The following is a 21,408-nucleotide window of genomic DNA, read 5'->3' on the forward strand; positions in this document are numbered from 1 at the left end:
TAAAGTTAAGATTTAGTTCTTAACTAGAACTCCATGCTAAGTTAGCACATCCAAATTTAAAGATAATCACAAAGAGATAGAGGTTGGTAAAACATACTCTTTTGAATTGTATTCTGTTTTTAGTGGGATAAGTTTAGGAACTCCTCTTAAAACTTATACAGTGTATAATGTTGATATATCAATAGAACCTGAAAACTTTATTGATGATTTATATAATACTCCTAATTTAAACGGCTTAAATTTAATTCCATAAAAATTATATGTATAAGTACAAAAAGGAGCACTTTATTTTGAACCTGTAGGTGGTGATAGAGTGTCTTGTCCTAAAAAAGTTTACATATTTATTAATGTATTAACAACTGATTTTGTGCTATTGCATCCCCATAAAATCAATTATTGACAGTATTATCATAACCAAAATTAAAGCAGCCTTCGGGTTGCTTTTTTTATTTAATACTATTTTAAATACTATAAAATGAATCTAAATCCTACAAGTAGAAATAAATTTACATTTCCTTCATAATTAAGGTGTTAATAACCTGCACTGATAAGTTTTTTCCTCGTAGTTATTAATAATTCGTTGAAACAATTATAATAATATTATAATTGAAATTTTGAAGATAAACGAATTACATCAGATAACTTTAATGTTTCTAAACATTATCTACAAATGAAAACAATCCAATTCAGAACCGATGATTTAACCCAGTACACCGTTAATATTTCGCAAATTACCTGCATGTTTACAGCAGATGAATCTTTAGGAACTTGGATTTATCTGAGCTGCGGAACCAGACTAAAAGCCCTTTTAGTTATTGATATTGTTTTAGAAATGATCAGCAAAGCCGAAAGGAGTAATTAAGAATTGTACAAAAACAAAAAAACAGCTCAGAAAGCTGTTTAGAAGATTTTGTTGGGACAAAAAAGGGAATTTATAGGCTAAAAGCAGGAATTTGATATAGACTTTCGTCTAATTGTAGTGTTTTCTCTTTTTTAGCTGTAGCTTTAATCTGATGTTTTGTAACTTTTCCATTTTCTATTATCTCTAAGAAATAAATTCCGGATGGATAACCTTGTAAACTAATTGTTTTTGATATTTCAAACTTGTTTATTTCAGGTTCTCCGGAGTAAATTAAATTGTGATTTTCATCACATATAGTAAAAGATGCGTTTTCAGCACCATCTAGAATAAAGCTTTCCACTTTTCCGTTTCCGGTATCGATCATCAAAATGTAGTCTCCTTTTTCTTCATCAGCATAAGTGTAAAGTGATGATAGTAATAAGGTATCAGTTAAAACTGTTTTACTAAATTTTGTCATTTTTAATTGCTTGATTGTCAAAGATTATTGTGGCGCAAAATTAGAAAAGAAATTCAGTTTTATTCAAAAAAAACTTATTTTTTATTGTGTAAATTGCTGAATTACAGATGTTTTAGTGTTTTTGCTAAAATATGTGTTAAAAATGCAACCCTTCAATGTTCTTTTTGTATATCTTAAAAAAAAATCGGCTGATTATCAGTTTATTAATTTTTTTTAAAGATGCAATAAATAAGAAAATATCCTATTGTTGACTTTTCTAAGATTTAAAATCTGATCAGTTGATCCTCAGGTTCAGTAAATTATATCTCAAATTGAAACAATTCTCCAACTGCTATTTTGCAAACATCGCCTTCCACATAAATTTCACTTTCTTCAACATTAGTTCCTTTTACTATTATTTTCATTTTACTGGGTCTTCCTAAAAAGCTTCCCTGATTTAGTATAATTTCGGTATTAATATTTAATCGATTCTCAACTAAATAAGTGTCAGCAGGTTCCGCTGCACTTCCTGTGACCGGACATTTACTAAAAGGTGAAAGCTATTTGAAAATTTATGACATAGGTAGTTTAGTTAGTAATATTGCTGATAGCCAATTTAAAAATTCGTTACACATTTTAGTTGTTGGTAAATCAGGAGCGCAGGGTTCACCATTTAAAGGATTTCCAGAACAACCCATAAATGAAAACAGTAATAATTCAAAAGTTTTAAAACCAATATTTAGTGCTGTTGAAGGTAATCAATGGTATTGTGTTGATATGCTGCCTTTAAGAAATGCATTAGAAAATAAAGAAATAATAGTAAGTGATGTTACGCTGTCAAGAATTATAAATGGATTTGATTTTGTAGTGGTTATCCCGAAAGTTATGGCTGCAAAATTCCCCAAAACAGAATAAAATAGGATGTCATTAAAATTTGAATCATAGACCAGAAAATGTTTCATTAGTAGTCCAGTTTTGTTATATTTGAATGGCTGTAATTGAGTAATAAACAGACTTCAAAACTTTCCTATGCTTCCTTATAAAAACCTGATAATTATTGATAAAAAAGACAGTCTGCCGGTTTACAGACAGATTTCATTACAGCTTATTTCCTTAATTCAGGAAGGAAAACTTCCTCCCGGCGCTGTACTTCCAAGTACCAGAACGCTTGCTTTTGATTTGCAGCTTCACAGAAAAACGATTGTGGCGGCTTACGAAACCCTTGTGTCTGAAAACTGGATTGATAATTTACCCCGAAAAAGCTACACAGTATCGCCAGATCTGCCAATGGTTAGGCCGAGATCTTACAACAGTAAAAGAGTAAGCCCATTTGCAGAAGCAGGAACTTTTGATTTTGATCATTTTGAACTTGTAATGCCTTTATCTCGTTCCTTAAATAACCATCGCTTAGAGATTAATGACGGTTTTCCGGATATTTCGCTGCTTCCTGTTCAGGCAATATCAAGGCAGTTTAAGAAGACTTTAGAATCTTCTGCATTAAGCAAACGCTCAGGAGTAAATTTAGACGGCGGTTCTTCAAATTTCAAGACTTCACTGCGTTCGTTTCTTAATCAGACGCGCGGAATTGATATGGGAGAAGAGAACTTATTTACAACACGCGGGGCTCAAATGGCTATTTATATCGCAGCATCGCTTATTATAAAACCCGGTGACAAAGTTGTAGTCAGCGAACCGACTTATTTTATAGCAGAGGCGCTTTTTGAGAAACTGGGTGCCGAACTTATCCGTGTGCCAATGGACGGAGACGGAATGTGTACAGAAAAACTGGAAGATATTCTGAAAAAAAATGTCATAAAAATGCTTTACATCATTCCGCATCACCATCATCCAACAACGGTTACGATGAGTGTGGAAAGAAGGAATCATTTGATGAAGCTTATTACCGCTTATAACTTTGCGGTTATTGAAGATGATTACGATTATGACTTTCAGTTTAAATATGATCCTTATCTGCCTTTAGCCAGCGGAGATCATGGCGGCAGAATAATTTATATAGGTTCGCTTACCAAAGTTCTGGGCTCACCTTTTCGTCTGGGTTATATGATTGCAACTTCTGATTTTTTACAGGCTGCTGCAAGATTAAGAACTCTTATTGATTTGAGAGGTGATTTTATAATGGAAGAAACGATTTCGGGAATGATTGCAAATGGCGATTTGGCGCGACATATTCAAAAAACAAATAAGCTTTATTCGCAAAGATGTGATTTTCTATCTGATTTGGTAAGTTCAGAAATGGGCGATATGATTGATTTTACAAAACCCACAGGCGGAATGGCTTTATGGCTGAGAGTAAAACCTCAATATGATTTATCAAAAATTATTAAAAAGGCCGATCTCAAAGGTCTTACCATAAAAGGCAGTACCTATTGTATTGGAAAAGATGCGCATTTTAATGCTTTCAGGTTTGGTTTTGCTTCCTTAAATGAGCAGGAACTTACCGAAGCAGTTCATATTATCAAAACAGTTGCTCAAAGCCTGTAATTCTAAATTTTATAATTCTGTTTTATTTTCGTCTTGGACTAGCTTATTATTATAATCTGGTCTCTGTAAGGCGTTTCTATGGCATCTAATTTTGTGTCATTAATAAATAAAATGAAATTATGGATATACTAAATGTTCAGACAACAGCAGAAATAGAATTTGCTAAAGAGGCAATTTTAGAATTTAGAACCAATTTAGAATCAGAAAATGTGGTAGAGCAGGTTACTGAAATGATTACCAGCGGAGGTTTTGAATTGGCCTGCATTCCATCAGACGACGGAACTAAAGCCGCAGCCTTTGTAGGTTTTAGAGTTATAAATATGCTAAGAACTGGAAAGATGATTTATATTGATGATCTTTTTACACTTCCTGAATATCGTGGACGCGGTTATGCTGGAAAACTTTTAGATTATGTAGATCTGCTTGCGGTGCAAAGAGGCATAAAATCTGTACACTTAGACAGCGGTTTCGCGCTGCATCCCGCTCACAGACTTTATCTAAGTAAAGGATACTTTTTGGCATGCCACCACTTTGCCAAAATGATGAAAGAATAATCAAATTAAATCGAAGAAATGTTTAGTCGCTTCTTCAACTAGATTAACTTTTAAAATGGCCCACAAGGCTAGATTTGTATTAAAATTATCATATGAAAAAAATACTAGTAATTAACGCAAGCCCGCGTGAGGAAAGATCCCACAGCAGAAGGCTTACGGATGTTTTTATTGAATATTACAAAGAGCATAAACCGGAATCAATTATACAATTCAGGGATTTAGGCAAAAGTAATATTCCGCATGTAAACGAAAAATGGATCGCTGGAGCCTTCAAGCACGAATCTGCAAGAACGCCTGAAGAAATTGAAACACTAAAATTCAGTGCAGAACTTATAAAGGAATTGAAAGATGCTGATGTTATTGTTTTAGGTTCGCCAATGTACAACTGGTCTGTTCCGAGTTCATTAAAAGCCTATATAGATCAGGTTTTAAGGGTAAATGAAACTTGGGAAGTCAATCATGAAGACCAGCGTAATCCATACATCGGACTATTAAAAAATAAATCTTTGTTTCTGCTTCTTTCAAGAGGTGCGCAGGGATATGAAAAAGGAGGTTATAATGAGCACATGAACTTCCAGTCGGATTATTTGAGAACGGTATTTAATATCATTGGCATAACCGATATTCAGGAAGTAAGTGTTGACGGTGAAGCTTTTGGTACAGAAGCATTTGAATTGGCAAAAAACAATTCAAATGCAAGAATAAAAACGCTTATAAAAAGACATTTGTCATAATTCTTTTTTTGCCCGCAGCATACTCATAAACTGCGGTGTAAAACCTAAAAATGATGCAAGCATATATTGTGGAACAATCTGTACAAAATCAGGAAAAGAGTTTATAAACTGTAAATATCTTTCTTCTGCAGATTCACAAAGAATGAGTTCCATTTTCTTTAAGGACGCAGTATATGCTTTCTGCATCATTAATCTAAAATAAGTATTCAGTTCAGGAACTTCACTAAACAATTCCTGATAATCGGATCGCTGCAGAATCAGCATTTCTGTATTTTGAACTGCTTGTATAAAATATTCTGATGGCTTTTGAGTTTCAAAACTCTGGAAATCGCTTAGCCACCAACCTGGAATAGCGAACTGTAATATCTGCTCAAATCCATTCTCTGTATTTCGATAAAAACGCAGACATCCTTTGGTTACAAAATAATAACACGAACAGACTTCATATTCTTTTAGCAAAAAATCTTTACGGTTTACTTTGCGGTATTTTAATTTCGAAAGTAATAACTGTTCCTGATCTGGACTTAAAGCTGTAAATCTTTTAATATGATTGAATAGTAATTCGTGCGGATTCATAATGCTGAATGTTATTTGTTTGGCTTAAGATATTTCCTCGACAAAGGTATTTTTTGTCTAAAACTTATTTCTTAAAGTACTTTAATTTTTTAGAACGCTGCTATAACCAATTTTGCATCATTAATAATTTAAATACATAAAAAAATGAGTAAAAGAGTAGTTATTAGTGAAGTGCAGCCTCAGGCTTATGAAGTAATGTTTGGGTTTGAAAAATATCTTGAAAAATCAAATCTGGATGCTTCATTAAAAGAGCTGATTAAAATTAGAGTATCGCAGATTAACGGTTGTGCGTTTTGTATCAATATGCATACAAAAGACGCCAGAAAAATGGGAGAGACAGAACAGAGGATTTATGCTTTAAACGCATGGAGAGAAACTTCTTTTTTTACTGAGCTTGAAAAAGCAGTATTAGCACTTGCCGAAGAAATGACTTTTATCAACAAAGGCGTTTCTGAACAGACTTATAATACTATAGCTAAACTCATGGATGAGGTTACGCTTTCTCAAACAATTATGGCCATAATTACCATAAATGCCTGGAACAGAATCGCTATTACAACGCATCAACAGCCGGTTTTAGATAAATAGTTTTTTATTAGTTCGCAGTCGCGGTTTTCAGTTTTCAGTATTTACTGTGACTGAAAACTGCGACTGAAAACTCATTAATTAATTTGGTTTATTTATATAAGTATCAAGACTCCATTTAAAATTATCTAATGTTGAAAGCAATAATGCACCTCCTGTAAAAACAAATACCGGATATTGAAACGGAGCACCAATTCCTGATGCGAAAATCATAAATACAGCAAAAGTTGCTGTTATAAGCGCTGCACCAATAGCGGCCAGTTTTATCTTAAGTCCTGCAATGAGGCAGATTCCTATAATAACCTCTGCAATAGTATCCGTAAGTCCAAATATATTAGCAACAGATCTGCTGGCAAAAGGAATAAGAGTGTTAGTATAATCTATAAAATGATCCCAGTCACCCCAGGCTACTTTTCCTGAGCCGGGCAGTCCCATTAATCCAATTCTGTCCATGACTGGTAAAATAAAACCTAATCCTAATGCGATACGAAGAAACAATTATGGTATTCCGTTTGAATTTTTCATTTATTGATTTTTAAAATAGTTAGGAAATTTTTATGCTTTTTTATTTTGGCACATCAAAATTAAGAAGGCACAAAGGGAGCATTTTGGACCAGTTTTGGTTTGTTAAGTAGTCCAGTGTTAAACTTTGTCTGACTTCTGAGAATGCATTTCAGTTTGCTGTCAATTTGGAGGCTCATATATAGATCAAAAGATTTTTTTTGTAATGATTGCCGCAAAAAGTAAAATAAAAGAAGAATTGTTTTGTATACTAAAACGTTTTAGTATATTTGCCTCAACTGTTAACTTATTTATTTAGAAACTAGTTATAATGTTATTTGTTTAATGATAACTAGTTTTTATAGTTAAAATATTACTGCTTTAGTGTAATGAGAGTGGAGTATGTTGTTTTTTCTGTCCGGTGACAAAATGCGTATAATCACTTTTTAATGTTTTAACCCAAAGTATATATTTCGGAATAGCTGTGAGATAAAATTCCGATGTACGAGGTAAATAGTATTGCTTTTTGATAATAAAGTATTGGATTTTGTAATTCTTTCCTTTTAGGTTTGAACCTTACATCAGTACAAAAAAACTTTAGTTAACAAGTCTAATTAGTATTAAAAATAACTACTAAAAAATAATGAATAAATGTCAATAATAATAGGAGTAGATATTGGAGGAAGTCATATAAGCAGTGCAGCAATACAAAGCAATGTTTTTACAATAATTGACGGAACTTATTTCAGCGGAGCGGTAAACAGCAAAGCTTCCAAAGAAGTTATTTTAGAAAAATGGGCAGAAATAATTAATCATACCATCAATGTAGTTCACAATACCCCGGGATTTAATGCTGATGAAAAAATAGGAATAGCTTTTTCTATGCCTGGCCCTTTTCAGTATCAAACGGGAATTGCGATGTTTGAAGGAAATGATAAGTATGAGTCATTATATAATGTTTCTGTGCCGGACGAACTTTTAAAGTATTTAAAAACGCAAAATGTAAGTTTTAGATTTCTCAATGATGCCAGCTGTTTTGGAGTTGGAGGAGTTTTGAAACAAGAACAGGAACCAGAAAATAAAAAGGTTATCGCTATAACTTTAGGAACAGGTTTTGGGGCCGCTTTTTTAGATAATAAACTGCCCATAACACAAGGCGATAATGTGCCTGATAATGGTTGTCTTTGGGATAAAAAGTATAATGGAGATCTTGCAGACAATTGTTTTTCAACCAGATGGTTTTTAAATCAATATGAACAAATTACAGGCGAAAAGCTAACAGACGGAGTGAAGGAAATAGCAGATATTGAAAATGAACACGCAGTAAAAATCTTCAGGAATTTTGCTTTTAATTTGGCCGAATTTTTAGCACCTTATATTATTGACTTTAATGCCGGATTACTGGTTATTGGAGGAAATATTGCAAAATCACATCGTTTGTTTTTAGCTCCTTTTGAAGAAAACCTAAAAAACCGAAATATAAAATTAGCGGTCAGCATTGTTGATAATACGGAGCAGACGAGTATTTTGGGTTCGAGTTATCTTTTTAATGAGTCGTTTTGGGAAAAAATAAAAGAAGAACTTCCGCTTTTTTAATCTGGCAGTAAGCAATTGAGAAGTCTGAAAATGTATTTTGAAAGTTCTGTTTTTTATAAGTATTTGTATCACACTAATTTAAGTTTCTGCTATTTAGGAAACAATAAACTTTACTATATTTGACGAAAAATTATAGGTTTTAAAGTAAAAATAATTCACACATGAAAAAAAAACCTGTTTCTATTAGGAATATCGCAGAAGAGCTGAAAATATCTGTTACAACTGTATCTTTTGTGCTAAATGGAAAAGCAAAAGAAAAGCACATCTCTAAGGAGCTTACAAAAAAGGTTTTAGATTATGCAAAACTTATAAATTACAGACCTAATCAAATTGCACAAAGCCTTAGAACAGGAAAGTCGAAACTGCTTGTTTTTATGGTCGAAGATATTTCGAATAACTTCTTCTCAAAACTGGCCCGAATTTTTGAAGACATCGCTTACGAAAAAGGATATAAAGTTATTTTTTGCAGTAACGAAAATGATGATGAAAAATCAAATGAATTAATCACATTATTCAATTTTCGTCAGGTTGACGGATTCATTATTGTACCGTCTCCGGGAATAAAAGACACAATCGAAAATTTAATAAAAGACAATATTCCGGTGATTTTACTGGACAGATTTTTTGAAGGATTAGATTGTAATAGTGTGGTTATTGATAATGAGCAGGCTTCTTTTGATGCAACGCAGCATTTGATTCAGAATAAATTTAAAAATATCGGATTTGTTACTACAGCTTCAGATCAAAGCCAGATGCACGGACGTTTGGTTGGATATGAAAGAGCAACACAAGAAAACGGTTTAAAACCCAATACACTTCAAATTCCGTTTAATGAAATTATCAAAGGAAAAGGGAAGGAGTATATTAAGGAGTTTATAGACCAGCATGCTGATTTAGACGCTATGTTTTTTGCCACCAATTATCTTGCACAAAGCGGACTTGAGGTTTTGAAAGAAAACAATCCAAGATTAATTAAGGATTTAGGGATTATTGCTTTTGATGATAATGATATGTTCAAGATTTACGATCCCGCCATTACATCAGTTTCCCAGCCTTTAGTTGAAATAAGTACAAAATTAATGGAAGTGATGCTGCCTCTTTTAAAGAAAAAAGATGTAACCGAAACAAGTCATAAAGTGATTTTAAAAACAGAATTAATAATTCGGGAATCGTCATTACAGAAGTAGTTAATTACTAAACATCTTCCTAAAAAAACACTTAATAAATCTGATTATCAATACTTCAATTGATAGTCAGATTTTTTTTATGTCATTTCTTACTTAAATTTTAATTTTCTGCAAATATCCATTTTTTGAAAATTTTAAGATTCTTCTTTTTACTATTCGTTTATAACGTTTTCGTAGATTTTTATTGAATAATACTCAATGAATAGTCTGAAATAAACACATATCTTATAAAATTAACATTAAAATTATATTTAACAAAAAATATTTTTTTATACTAAAACGTTTTAGTATGTTTGTTAAAGAATTAATATGTTAATCTAACTAGATAAAATTTAACGATTAAAAATTACCGGACTTTTAATCGATGCGCAAAGATTTTTCTACGTTGATTTTTTTTAAATAATCAGGCTGGTGAGAGAAGCCTTTTTAAACTTCGGGATTAATTCGATAAAAACTAACTAACCAAATTTTTTACATGATGAAACAATCAAATTGCAGAAAGAAAAAGATGCTCTGTATGCATTTTTTTCTCACAATTATTCTCATTTGTGGGGGCCTTAATAATCTTGCTGCCCAGACCCAAAAAACTCAAGTTACGGGAGTTGTTACTTCTCTTTCAGATCACTTGTCTCTTCCGGGAGTTTCAATTAGTGATGTAAGTGATCCAAGAAATGCTGTTAATGCAGATTTTGACGGACATTATACTATATCATTAAAAAACGGAACTGGTTCTTTGCGCTTTACAATGATTGGTTACAAACCAGTAGAAGTAAAAGTAAATAACAGAAGTGTTATAAATGTAGAGATGGACTTAGATGTATCAGCTTTAGATGAAGTTGTAGTAGTAGGTTACGGAACGCAGAAAAAGAGAAAAGTGGTCAGCGCCATTGATCAGGTAAATAAAGATGCATTTAATGGGCGACCAAATGTAAATGCAACATTGGCCTTACAGGGTAAAGCGCCTAGTTTAACTATTCAGCAGACTAATTCTGAGCCGGGTGCGGGTATAAACCTAAACATTCGTGGTATTAGTACATTAGGGAACAATAGTCCGCTGATTGTTATTGACGGTATAGTAGGAGGCGATATTAATTCGCTGAACCCTGCCGATATCGAAAGTGTATCAGTATTAAAAGATGCGGGTAGCGCGGCTATCTACGGATCAAGAGCAAGTAATGGTGTTGTTTTAATTACGACCAAAAAAGGAAGTAAAAGCAAACCTATGTCAATTCAGTACAACAGTTTAACCGGATTTAATACACCAAAATTCTTTACTAAACCGGTTCACGGATATGAAAATGCAATGCTTAGAAACGAAGCCGCATTTAACTCTGGTGAAACAACTGCCGTATTTACTGCTGCCCAAATTGCAGATTTAAAAGCAAAAGGCGACACAGAATGGTTTGCAGAAGAAATTGTAAAACCGGCAGCGCAGTTAAACCAAAGTCTTTCGATCTCAGGCGGAAGTGAAAACTCAACTTATTTAGTTTCCTTAGGATATTTAAATCAGGGAAGCAACTTTGTTGGGCCTACGAAAGGTATGGAACGTTATAATTTTAGAATGAACCTTACTAATGAGTATGGTAAATTTAAATTAACGTCTACTTTGGCCTATTCAAAACAATTAATTAATGACCATTCATCAAACACAAGTACCTTAATGGTTGATGCCTTCAGGGTTCCTTTATATTATACTCAAAAAGATGCAAATGGAAATTACTTAACAAACGACGTTTTACAACAGTTTAACTCATTAGGTATTTTAGAGCAGGGAGGTTTTAGAAAATACGATAATGATGATCTTTTCGGAGCTTTAAATGCTGAACTTAAGTTAACAAAATCGTTCAAAATTAAAGGAGTTTTCGGAGGACGTTTATGGAACGGAAGTATGTTCAGCCGAGTGAAAAAAGTGCAGTTTTCTCCGCAGGGAGTTTATGGTGCAGATCGTGATACCAGAGATGAAACTACAAAAGCGCTTGACCTGAATACGCAGTTTATGGTAGAGTACAACAAAGCGTTTGGAAATCATAATGTAGCTGCTTTAATTGGGGTTTCAAACGAAAATCATTCAGAAAGACGAATTGGTATTTACAAGAAATTTACAGATCCTGATTTAGGAACGCCAACGAGTGAAACTGTTATTGGACAGGATTCTTATAACTCAAACGGAAGTGACCCAAACAAGAATCCGGCTTCTCCTAAAAACAGCCTTAATTCTCTTTTCGGACGTGCTTCTTACGATTACAACGATAAATATTTTGCTGAATTCAGTTTTAGATATGATGGTTCATCAAAATTTAGAAAAGAAATTCGCTGGGGATTCTTTCCATCTGCCACAATTGGTTATGCTTTAACTAAAGAAGGTTTCATGGAAAACTACAGCAATAAAGTTGGTAATATTAAATTGAGATCTTCTTATGGACTTGTAGGAAATCAAAACGTAAACAATTACCAATATCAAACAACGTATTTTTCTTTCCAAAACGGTTACGGATTTGACAACAAACCTGTAAGCGGTGCAGGATTTAACTTTGCAAACGCTGATCTTCAATGGGAAAAAGCAGCAACGTTTAATGCCGGACTTGATGCAGATTTCTTTAAAGGAGCATTATCCGTTTCATTCGATTTCTTTGATAAAGTAACATCAGATATTCTTGTTCCGCCGCAGGTACCAGGAGTTTACGGAACATCACTTCCAGACTTTAACGCTGCCAAAGTAGGAAACCGAGGATGGGAATTTAGCGCTACTTACAGACATAAAGGAAAACAAGTAAACCAAAGTTTGACTGTAAATATTGGAGACTCTAAAAACAAAGTTCTGGATTACAACAACGGACAAGAAAAACTAACAGGAGTTGAGGAACTTCAGGTTATTCTTCGTGAAGGACTTCCTTTCAATTCATACGTTGGTTTAAAAAGAGACGGCTATTTCCAAAATGTTGAAGAAATTCAGGGAGCAGCAGTTCCGGCCGGAATTACAGTACATCCAGGAGACAATCGTTATGTAGATTTAAACAAAGACGGAAAAATCGATGACAATGATAAATTTATCTTTGGTAATCCTTTTCCAAGATACACATACGGAGCTACATACAATATAGATTACAAGAATTTTGATTTAAGCATTTTTATACAAGGAGTTGGAAAAAGAACCATGATGATTAGAGGTGAGCTTGTAGAGCCATTTCACTACAATTATGGTATGACAATGTACACACACCAATTAGATTACTGGACTCCGCAAAATCCTGATGCAAGATATCCAAGACTGGCAAACAACGGTACACAGTCTAATACAAACAATTTCAGAAGAGGTTCTGATATGTATTTGTATGACGGTGCCTATGCAAGGCTGAAAAATGTACAGATAGGATATTCATTATCAAATGACGTTGCAAGCAGTTTAGGAATGAGTGCATTCCGTGTTTACATTTCAGGACAAAACCTGCTTACCTTATCTAAAGTAAAATTTGTTGATCCTGAACTTTCAGAATTCAACAACAGCATGTCGACTTCAGGAGCTAACAGCGGAAGAGCTTATCCAACGCAGGTGTATTACGGAATGGGTATTGATATCAGTTTTTAAAAAAAATCAAAATGAAAAATATATTTAAACACATAAAATTCATACCATTAGTATTCTTACTACTGGTAAGCTGCGAAGATCTTGATCTTGCACCAGAAGATCGATTTACAGATTCTAATTACTGGACAAGCGTAGAAAAAGCACAATTGATGTTGAATACAGCTTATTCGCAAATGCAAAAAAGCCAGTATTTCTTTTATAACGAAGCACTTTCTGATAATGCCTACAACGGAAGAGGTGATAATGCAGGTGCAGCATCTATTGGAGCAGGACTTTACGATCCATCTTTAGGAAGAATAAAAGAAGAATGGAACGACAGATACGGCGGAATTAAATCCTGTAATCTTTTATTAGAAAATATTGACAGAGTACCAAATGCAGATCCGGGAGTAATTACAAGAATGAAAGCAGAAGCTCGTTTTATAAGAGCGTTTCAGCATTTTCAATTAACAACCTGGTTTGGAGATATTCCTCTTTTACAAAAAGATCCGTCTCTTACAGAAGCAACTACAATTTCGAGAACGTCGCATGCAGAAGTGATTCAGTTTGTATTAGATGAATTGAATGCTGTCATTCCGGCATTGCCAAAAAACACACAGCTTGCCACTGCAGACAGAGGAAAAATCACAATGGGAGCTGCTGTAGCCTTAAAAGCAAGAGTACTTTTATACGAAGGAAAATGGCAGGAAGTAGTGCAGACATTAGAGCCGTTTTTAACAAATACTTACGGAACATACAGTTTGTTCCCTTCTTATGAAGGTCTTTTTCAACAGCAAAATGAGTACAACAGCGAAGATATTTTGAGTTTACAATATGTACCAATAGACAGAACGTGGGGTGAATTTTTTGATATGGCACCAATTTCTGCAGGTTCAAGATTAAATGCCCTTGCTCCAACACAGGAATTAGTAGACAGTTATTTAATGCTTAACGGAAAAAAAATCAACGAAACAGGTTCAGGATACAATGAAAATAATCCTTATGTAAACAGAGATCCAAGACTTACTTATACAGTAGTTTACGATCAATACAACTGGAAAGAAGCTGATGGAAGTTCACACATTATTTACATCAAACCGGGATCTTCTCCAACAAATGAGCATCCGGATGAATTTGCACAAGGATCATCTTCAACACCAACAGGTTATTTTACACGTAAATATTACGATGTACAACATGGAACTGATTTAAAATCAGGAATAAATTTAATGTTGTTTAGATATGCAGATGTTTTATTGATGTATGCAGAAGCTAAAAATGAGTTAAGCCAAATGACCAGCACAGTTTGGGATCAGACTATTAAACCAATTCGATCTCGTGCAGGTTTTACAGATGCAGCAGCTTTAAATTATAATGGTACATTAGGACAAGCCGGACTTAAAGAAGTAATAAGAAACGAGCGTCGTACAGAATTTGGAATGGAAGGCTTAAGAATCTTTGATATCAGAAGATGGAAAATTGCCGAAAATGTTTTAAACGGATATGCACACGGAGCCAAATTTGGTGTGTCATCTGTAGACAATGGTTACTTAAGAGTGAACTTAAGAACTTTTGATCCCGGAAAACATTATTTATGGCCAATACCAAGAGACGAACGTTTGATTAACACCAATTTATCTCAAAATCCAAACTGGTAAAAAACTAACTAACAACCTAAAATAAAAAACATGAAAAATATATATTCAAAATTAGTATTAATACTGTGTACAGTATTTCTTGTAAGCTGCGATAATGACGAAATGAGTCATACCAATGTAAGCGCAGTAAATACTCTTTATTCACCAGCAAATAATAAGTTCTTTGATCTTAACGCACAAAGTTCTGCCGTTTTTGAATGGGAAGCGGCTAAAGCAGAAGACAACGGAGTTGTACTTTATGATGTGGTTTTTGATAAAGAAAACGGAGATTTCTCTAAACCAGTTTACACAATGCCATCTGATGGTAACGGATTTCAAAAAACACTAACGCTTTCTTTTTCAGATTTGAATAAAATTGCAGGATTAGCAGGTATTCCAACTGAAGCTGTCGGGAAATTAAAATGGACAGTTCATTCGTCTAAAGGAATTAATGTTCAAAAATCAGCAGCATCTGGTATTTTCGAAGTACTTACAGCAAGCGGATTCCCAACTCCAGATCAGTTGTTTATTACAGGAACAGGTTCTGAAAACGGAACAACAGTTGCAAATGCTCAGGCTTTCAAAAAAGTAGGAACAACAAAATTTGAAATTTACACGAAGTTAAGTGCAGGTACTTACAAATTCATTACAACAAAAAATGGTACTCCGGTAGTTTACTATGTTGATAACGGAAAATTAAAAGAAAATGGTGAAACCACTGTTACTGGAGATGCAAAAGTGTATAAAATTGTACTTGACTTTAGTACAGGAGTAACAACGATGACAGAGATTAAGAAAATCGAATTATGGTTCCCTCCACTTAGCCAATATCTTTTTGAATATACTTACGCAGGCGGCGGAATCTGGAAAGCAGCTAACAAACACATTTCTTTCAAACAAGAATCCTGGGGTAGAGATGAGCGTTACAAATTCAAATTTACAGTGGTAAACGGTGCTGCTACAACCGAAGAATGGTACGGAAGTATAAACGGGGACAACAACAGACCTGATGCAAATACAGCAGCATCATTCTGGTACATGGTTCCGGTAACAAGTGATTTCTGGAACAACTGTTTCAAATTTGCTTCAGCAGTAGACAATGCTAATGTAAATGCAGAAATTAATTTCAGTGCAGCTTCACCAGCATACACACACAGTTTCACAATTCTATAAATAACCCAAACGTCTCTTAAAAAGATGTTTTTAAGAGACGTTTTTATCAAATGAAATATATCATGAAAAAATTATTTTCAACACGTTATACGGTCTTATTGCTTTGCGTAGTAGGATTTGGGTTATTGTCTGTCTCTTGTGATGATGAAGCAATTCCGCTGCGTGACCCAAACGGACAAACAGGCCCTGAATTTAAATATACATGGGCTCAGACAGCCGATTCTTTACAGCTTTCAACTTACAATAATTACCTGGGATCAAACGGGACATTTGTACAAAACAATGCCGGAAACAGTACATTCAATTATTGGCCAAATGCACACGTTCTGGATGTTTTGGTAGACGGTTATTTAAGAACCGGGAATGACAATTATAAAACCAAAATGAAAGCTTTGGTACAAGGAATCAAAATTAAAAACGGAAATAATACCTACAATAATGTTTTTAATGATGATATGCTTTGGCTTGCTAATGCCTGCGTTCGTGCTTACAATGCAACAAATGATCAGGAATACAAAGACGTAGCAGACTTTTTATGGGAAAGAATAAAACTAAGCTGGAGTGATGTTTTTGGAGGAGGAATTACCTGGAAACAAGATACACCAAAACAAAAGAATGCCGTATCAAATGGTCCGGCCGTAATTCTTGCCCTAAGATTATATGAAATAGATAATGATCCGGATGATTTAGTTTGGGCAAAGAAAATTTATGCATGGCAGAAAAGCAATTTAGTTGATCCGGTTTCGGGAGCAGTTTGGGATAATATTTCAGAAGTAAACGGAGCAGTTGTAACCAACAAAGACTGGGTTTTTACCTATAACATGGGAACATGGATTGGAGCAGGTTTAAGATTGTACAAAGCCACAAATGAGCAGACTTATCTTGACGATGCCGTAAAATCCGGAAGAAATGTTTTAACCAATCCAAAATTACTTTCAGAAGGACTTTTGAGAGACGAAGGACAAGGCGACGGAGGATTGTTTAAAGGTATTTTAGTACGCTATTTTACAGAACTTATAGAACAGTCAACCATCAACTCTACAGATACAGAAAAATTTGCCTCATTTCTGAAATTTAATGCAGAGACATTCTATAAAAAAGGAATTTTAAGACCTACAATGCTTTCCGGAAACAACTGGAAAGTAGCACCATCAGCAGGAGGAAGCGTTGATTTAACGACTCAGCTGAGCGGTGTAATGTTAATAGAAGCAGCTGCCAAGCTGGATAAAGATGGCTTTTTTGATTAATTAGTAAGTTAGTATTTGTTAGTAATTTTTGTAACACCTGAAGGAAATAAACAGCCTTCAGGTTTTATACTATTTAGCCATTTAACAGAAAAGCAGTTCTGCAATTTCAAAAAAATAAAATATTATAATGAAGAATAAAATCACAATTATATGTTTTCTTTTGGTAAACCTTGCATCCTTTGCACAATGGAAACCACAAGGAGATAAAATCAAAACAAAATGGGCAGAGCAGGTAGACCCAAACAATCCGCTTCCTGAATATCCCCGTCCGATAATGGAAAGGAACCAATGGAAAAACCTTAATGGTTTATGGAACTACACCATACAACCCGCAGGACAAACAGCGCCAAAAGGCTACGAAGGAAAAATACTCGTTCCTTTTGCTGTTGAATCAAGCCTTTCGGGCGTAATGAAAAAGGTAGGATCAGAAAACGAATTATGGTACGAAACTAATTTTACAATAGACAGCAACTGGAAAAGTAAAGACATTTTACTGCATTTTGGAGCCGTAGACTGGAAAACAGAAGTTTGGATTAACAACGTAAAAATTGGAACGCATACCGGCGGATATGTTCCTTTTAGTTTTAATATAACACCATTCCTAAATGGAAAATCTCAAAAACTGGTTGTAAAAGTTTGGGACCCAACAAGCGACGGAACACAGCCAAGAGGAAAACAAGTTAAAAATCCCGAAAGTATCTGGTACACGCCTGTAACCGGAATTTGGCAGACCGTTTGGTTGGAACCCGTTAGCAAAAAACACATTACCAATTTAAGAACAACACCAGATATTGACCGCAATACCATCAATATCAATGCGGAAGTAGAAGGAACTTCAGCAGGCGATGTTGTTGAAATTACAGTATTAGACGGAACAAAAACAATTGCCACAGAAAAAGCAGTTGCAGGTCAGCCGCTAGATATTGTAGTGAACAACCCAAAATTATGGTCACCGGATTCTCCATTTTTATATGATATAAAAGTAAAACTATTCAGCGGAAGCAAAGTAACCGACGAAGTGAAAAGCTATTTTGCAATGCGTAAAATTTCTTCAAAAAGAGATGATAAAGGTATCGTGAGAATCCAGCTGAACAACAAAGACTGTTTTCAGTTTGGCCCTCTGGATCAGGGATGGTGGCCTGACGGATTATATACCGCACCAACAGACGAAGCTTTAAAATACGATCTTGTCAGAACAAAAGAATTAGGTTTTAACATGATCCGCAAACACGTAAAAGTAGAACCGGCAAGATGGTACACACATTGCGACAGAATGGGATTTTTAGTATGGCAGGATATGCCAAACGGTGATGACGGCCCAATCTGGCAAATGCATAAATATTTTGAAGGAACAGAACTAAAAAGAACAGCACAATCTGAAGAAACATATAAAAAAGAATGGCGAGAAATAATGGATCATTTGTATTCTTATCCAAGTATTGTAGTCTGGGTTCCGTTTAACGAAGCGTGGGGACAATTTAAAACCGTTGAAATTACAGAATGGACAAAAAATCATGATTCAAGCAGATTAGTAAACTCATCAAGCGGCGGAAACCATTTCCAAACCGGAGATATGTTAGACATTCACCATTATCCTGAACCAAATTTGAAATTGTATGACGCACGCAGAATTACAGTTTTAGGAGAATATGGCGGAATTGGTCTTCCCGTTACCGGACATTTATGGCAGACAGATAAAAACTGGGGATATACTCAGTTTAAAAATAATGACGAAACAACAGCCAAATACAGAGAATACGCAGAACAATTAAAAATATTAGCAAAAGTTGGTTTTTCGGCAGCAGTTTACACCCAGACAACAGATGTTGAAGGCGAAGTAAACGGTTTCATGACCTACGATCGTAAAGTCGATAAAATGAATTTTTCTGAAGTAAGCAAAATAAACAAAGAAGTCATTAACGCTATTAATAATTAAGTTTTGATAAAAGACAGATATAAACTTTTTAGCTTATTTGCGTTACTTGTTTTTACTCAAATCAATGCGCAAAATGTAACAGTATGCGAATCTAAACCTCCTGTAGATTGGGTAAATCCATTAATAGGAACAGATTCTGATTACGGAGTTTCAAACGGAAATACGTATCCTGCCATTGCAATGCCGTGGGGAATGAATTTCTGGACACCACAAACTGCCGGAATGGGCGATGGATGGGCGTATACCTATAAATCAAGCAGAATAAAAGGTTTCAAACAAACCCATCAGCCTTCGCCGTGGATGAATGATTACGGTCAGTTTTCGATAATGCCCGTAACCGGAGCACTGAAATTTAAAGAAGAAGAAAGACAAAGCTGGTTTTCGCATAAAGCAGAAATCGTAACGCCGTATTATTACAGCGTTTATTTGGCAGATCATAATGTTACAACTGAAATCACGCCAACCGAAAGAGCAGCCAGATTTAGGTTTACATTTCCCGAAACAGATAAATCGTATGTTATTATTGATGCTTTTGATAAAGGATCGTATGTAAAAATAATTCCGTCAGAAAGAAAAATTATCGGTTTCACCACTAAAAATAGCGGCGGAGTTCCGTTAAATTTCAAGAACTATTTTGTTATCATTTTTGATAAAGATTTTGAACTGAATTCTACATTCAACGGTGATATTTTAGGAAATGCACTCGAAATGCAGGCCGATCATGCCGGAGCTGTAATTGGTTTTAAAACAAAAGCCGGAGAAAAAGTAAACGCGCAGGTAGCCTCGTCATTTATAAGTTACGAACAAGCAGAACGAAACCTGAAAGAAATTGGAAAAGACGATTTTGACGAACTTAAAGAAAAAGGAAAACAAACCTGGAACAAAGAATTAAGCCGAATAAAAGTAGAAGGCGGAACACAAGACCAAATGGGAACTTTTTATTCTTGTTTGTACAGATCGCTTCATTTTCCAAGAAAATTTTTCGAATTTGATAAAAACAAAAAACCAGTGCATTACAGCCCTTACAACGGAAAAGTTTTGCCCGGTTATATGTTTGTCGATACCGGTTTCTGGGATACTTTTAGAGCCTTATATCCTTTCTTAAATTTAATGTATCCAGAATTAAATGGACAAATGCAGGAAGGACTTTCAAACGCATACAACGAAAGCGGATGGCTGCCGGAATGGTCAAGTCCCGGATTACGAGACATTATGGTGGGAAACAACTCCGCATCAATCGTATCTGAAGCTTATTTAAAAAGCGGAAAAGGAAATAAATACGACATCGAAAATTTATACAAAGCCGTAATTCATGGCGCTAATAATGCCGGACCGCTGCGAGCAGTTGGACGTGCAGGAGTAGATTCTTATAATACTTTAGGTTATGTACCGCAGGATGTTGTAAACGAAAGTGCCGCCAGAACATTAGAATATGCATACGATGATTTTGCGATTTATCAATTGGCGAAAGCCCTGAACAAACCGCAGTCAGAAATTGATTTGTATAAAAAGAGAAGTTTAAATTATAAAAACCTTTTTGATCCAAAATACAATTTAATGCATCCAAAAAACAGCGACGGAAAATTCATGGAGCCTTTTGATCCTTTTCAATGGTTTAACGGATTTACAGAAGGAAACAGCTGGCATTATTCATGGTCTGTTTTTCACGACGTACAAGGTTTAATTAATTTAATGGGCGGAAATCAGGTATTTGTTTCACAATTAGACAAAGTATTTTCTGCGCCTCCTGTTTTTGCAACGTCAAATTTTACAGGCGGAGTAATTCATGAAATGCGAGAAATGCAGATTGTAAATATGGGACAATATGCACATGGAAATCAGCCTATTCAGCACATGATTTATCTGTACAATTATGCATCAGAACCTTGGAAAGCACAATATTGGGTAAGAGAAACCATGAACAGAATGTACCACGCAGCGCCAGATGGCTATTGCGGAGACGAAGATAACGGACAAACTTCGGCCTGGTATGTATTTTCTTCTTTAGGTTTTTATCCCGTTACTCCCGCTTCAGATCAATATGTTGTTGGAGCGCCATTGTTCAAAAAAGTAACTATTGAATTGGAGAACGGAAAGAAAATAGAAATCAATGCACCGGAAAACAGCGATCAAAACAGATACATTAAAGACATGAAATTCAATGGAAAATCATACACAAAAAACTGGTTAAGCCATTCTGAATTAATGAATGGGGCAACACTAGATTTTGACATGTCCACATCGCCAAATTTAAACAGAGGAACCAGTAAAGAAGACGTTCCATACTCATTAACAAACGAATAATAAAAGGTTTTGA

Annotated in this window: 17 protein-coding genes; 14 read left to right on the top strand and 3 right to left on the bottom strand. The window is 34.7% G+C overall.

The window, feature by feature from the left end; all coding sequences use genetic code 11:
• Positions 1-670: 670 nt before the first annotated feature.
• Entirely contained in the window at positions 671-862 is a 192-nt protein-coding gene (locus ACODSB_RS07620) for a hypothetical protein (protein ID WP_053470442.1), read from the top strand.
• A 70-nt stretch (positions 863-932) separates the two neighbouring features.
• Here ACODSB_RS07620 and ACODSB_RS07625 read toward each other — a convergent pair whose 3' ends face one another.
• The gene (locus ACODSB_RS07625) at positions 933-1,319 is read right to left on the bottom strand and encodes a T9SS type A sorting domain-containing protein (protein ID WP_488936590.1); all 387 of its coding nucleotides are present in this window, start codon (positions 1,317-1,319) and stop codon (positions 933-935) included.
• A gap of 483 nt (positions 1,320-1,802) precedes the next feature.
• Between ACODSB_RS07625 and ACODSB_RS07630 the strand changes: the two genes are divergently transcribed.
• The 4 genes from ACODSB_RS07630 to ACODSB_RS07645 all read left to right on the top strand — a co-directional run bounded on the left by ACODSB_RS07630 (position 1,803) and on the right by ACODSB_RS07645 (position 5,088).
• Positions 1,803-2,213, top strand: a complete 411-nt coding sequence (locus ACODSB_RS07630; protein ID WP_488936591.1) for a hypothetical protein — start codon at positions 1,803-1,805, stop codon at positions 2,211-2,213.
• 114 nt (positions 2,214-2,327) lie between these two features.
• Positions 2,328-3,800, top strand: coding sequence for an aminotransferase-like domain-containing protein (locus ACODSB_RS07635; RefSeq protein ID WP_488936592.1), 1,473 nt, complete (start codon positions 2,328-2,330; stop codon positions 3,798-3,800).
• 119 nt (positions 3,801-3,919) lie between these two features.
• The gene (locus ACODSB_RS07640; protein ID WP_488936593.1) at positions 3,920-4,354 is read left to right on the top strand and encodes a GNAT family N-acetyltransferase; all 435 of its coding nucleotides are present in this window, start codon (positions 3,920-3,922) and stop codon (positions 4,352-4,354) included.
• Between the two features lie 92 nt (positions 4,355-4,446).
• Positions 4,447-5,088: an FMN-dependent NADH-azoreductase gene (locus ACODSB_RS07645; protein ID WP_488936594.1), complete on the top strand. Its 642-nt coding sequence runs from the start codon at positions 4,447-4,449 to the stop codon at positions 5,086-5,088.
• Here the strand turns inward: ACODSB_RS07645 and ACODSB_RS07650 are convergent.
• A complete protein-coding gene (locus tag ACODSB_RS07650) occupies positions 5,083-5,664 on the bottom strand; it encodes a Crp/Fnr family transcriptional regulator (protein WP_488936595.1) in 582 nt (193 codons plus the stop codon). The two genes, ACODSB_RS07645 and ACODSB_RS07650, sit on opposite strands and share 6 nt — an antisense overlap.
• Before the next feature lie 144 nt (positions 5,665-5,808).
• On the opposite strand from ACODSB_RS07650, the gene ACODSB_RS07655 reads away from it, so the two are divergent.
• Entirely contained in the window at positions 5,809-6,252 is a 444-nt protein-coding gene (locus tag ACODSB_RS07655) for a carboxymuconolactone decarboxylase family protein (protein WP_180857800.1), read from the top strand.
• Positions 6,253-6,330: 78 nt separating this feature from the next.
• Here the strand turns inward: ACODSB_RS07655 and ACODSB_RS07660 are convergent, their stop codons facing one another.
• The gene (locus tag ACODSB_RS07660; protein ID WP_488936596.1) at positions 6,331-6,747 is read right to left on the bottom strand and encodes a DoxX family protein; all 417 of its coding nucleotides are present in this window, start codon (positions 6,745-6,747) and stop codon (positions 6,331-6,333) included.
• 654 nt (positions 6,748-7,401) lie between these two features.
• Here ACODSB_RS07660 and ACODSB_RS07665 point away from each other — a divergent pair.
• From ACODSB_RS07665 to ACODSB_RS07700, 8 genes are all read left to right on the top strand, one after another.
• Complete coding sequence (locus ACODSB_RS07665) at positions 7,402-8,346, top strand: ROK family protein (RefSeq protein WP_488936597.1); 945 nt, start codon at positions 7,402-7,404, stop codon at positions 8,344-8,346.
• 161 nt (positions 8,347-8,507) lie between these two features.
• Positions 8,508-9,533: a LacI family DNA-binding transcriptional regulator gene (locus ACODSB_RS07670; RefSeq protein WP_488936598.1), complete on the top strand. Its 1,026-nt coding sequence runs from the start codon at positions 8,508-8,510 to the stop codon at positions 9,531-9,533.
• 517 nt (positions 9,534-10,050) lie between these two features.
• A complete protein-coding gene (locus tag ACODSB_RS07675) occupies positions 10,051-13,119 on the top strand; it encodes a SusC/RagA family TonB-linked outer membrane protein (protein WP_488936599.1) in 3,069 nt (1,022 codons plus the stop codon).
• 11 nt (positions 13,120-13,130) lie between these two features.
• Positions 13,131-14,756, top strand: a complete 1,626-nt coding sequence (locus ACODSB_RS07680; protein ID WP_488936600.1) for a RagB/SusD family nutrient uptake outer membrane protein — start codon at positions 13,131-13,133, stop codon at positions 14,754-14,756.
• Positions 14,757-14,786: 30 nt separating this feature from the next.
• A complete protein-coding gene (locus tag ACODSB_RS07685) occupies positions 14,787-15,908 on the top strand; it encodes a SusE domain-containing protein (protein ID WP_180857795.1) in 1,122 nt (373 codons plus the stop codon).
• A gap of 62 nt (positions 15,909-15,970) precedes the next feature.
• Positions 15,971-17,155 carry a glycoside hydrolase family 76 protein gene (locus ACODSB_RS07690; protein WP_488936601.1) on the top strand — a complete coding sequence of 395 codons (1,185 nt, stop codon included), beginning with the start codon at positions 15,971-15,973 and terminating at the stop codon, positions 17,153-17,155.
• A gap of 127 nt (positions 17,156-17,282) precedes the next feature.
• Positions 17,283-19,091 (top strand): glycoside hydrolase family 2 protein, encoded by a 1,809-nt coding sequence (locus ACODSB_RS07695; protein ID WP_488936602.1) that lies wholly within the window; start codon positions 17,283-17,285, stop codon positions 19,089-19,091.
• 3 nt (positions 19,092-19,094) lie between these two features.
• A complete protein-coding gene (locus ACODSB_RS07700; RefSeq protein WP_488936603.1) occupies positions 19,095-21,395 on the top strand; it encodes a GH92 family glycosyl hydrolase in 2,301 nt (766 codons plus the stop codon).
• Positions 21,396-21,408 lie beyond the last annotated feature (13 nt).

The organism is Flavobacterium sp. FG68, assembly GCF_057808895.1.

What these genes read in the sequence shown, in the direction of transcription:
- ACODSB_RS07685 (WP_180857795.1), top strand. Translation starts at nt 14,787, where the DNA reads ATGAAAAATATATATTCAAAATTAGTATTAATACTGTGTACAGTATTT.
- ACODSB_RS07695 (WP_488936602.1), top strand. Translation starts at nt 17,283, where the DNA reads ATGAAGAATAAAATCACAATTATATGTTTTCTTTTGGTAAACCTTGCA.
- ACODSB_RS07690 (WP_488936601.1), top strand. Translation starts at nt 15,971, where the DNA reads ATGAAAAAATTATTTTCAACACGTTATACGGTCTTATTGCTTTGCGTA.
- ACODSB_RS07645 (WP_488936594.1), top strand. Translation starts at nt 4,447, where the DNA reads ATGAAAAAAATACTAGTAATTAACGCAAGCCCGCGTGAGGAAAGATCC.
- ACODSB_RS07640 (WP_488936593.1), top strand. Translation starts at nt 3,920, where the DNA reads ATGGATATACTAAATGTTCAGACAACAGCAGAAATAGAATTTGCTAAA.
- ACODSB_RS07620 (WP_053470442.1), top strand. Translation starts at nt 671, where the DNA reads ATGAAAACAATCCAATTCAGAACCGATGATTTAACCCAGTACACCGTT.
- ACODSB_RS07650 (WP_488936595.1), bottom strand. Translation starts at nt 5,664, where the DNA reads ATGAATCCGCACGAATTACTATTCAATCATATTAAAAGATTTACAGCT.
- ACODSB_RS07625 (WP_488936590.1), bottom strand. Translation starts at nt 1,319, where the DNA reads ATGACAAAATTTAGTAAAACAGTTTTAACTGATACCTTATTACTATCA.
- ACODSB_RS07670 (WP_488936598.1), top strand. Translation starts at nt 8,508, where the DNA reads ATGAAAAAAAAACCTGTTTCTATTAGGAATATCGCAGAAGAGCTGAAA.
- ACODSB_RS07635 (WP_488936592.1), top strand. Translation starts at nt 2,328, where the DNA reads ATGCTTCCTTATAAAAACCTGATAATTATTGATAAAAAAGACAGTCTG.
- ACODSB_RS07675 (WP_488936599.1), top strand. Translation starts at nt 10,051, where the DNA reads ATGCATTTTTTTCTCACAATTATTCTCATTTGTGGGGGCCTTAATAAT.
- ACODSB_RS07665 (WP_488936597.1), top strand. Translation starts at nt 7,402, where the DNA reads ATGTCAATAATAATAGGAGTAGATATTGGAGGAAGTCATATAAGCAGT.
- ACODSB_RS07680 (WP_488936600.1), top strand. Translation starts at nt 13,131, where the DNA reads ATGAAAAATATATTTAAACACATAAAATTCATACCATTAGTATTCTTA.
- ACODSB_RS07655 (WP_180857800.1), top strand. Translation starts at nt 5,809, where the DNA reads ATGAGTAAAAGAGTAGTTATTAGTGAAGTGCAGCCTCAGGCTTATGAA.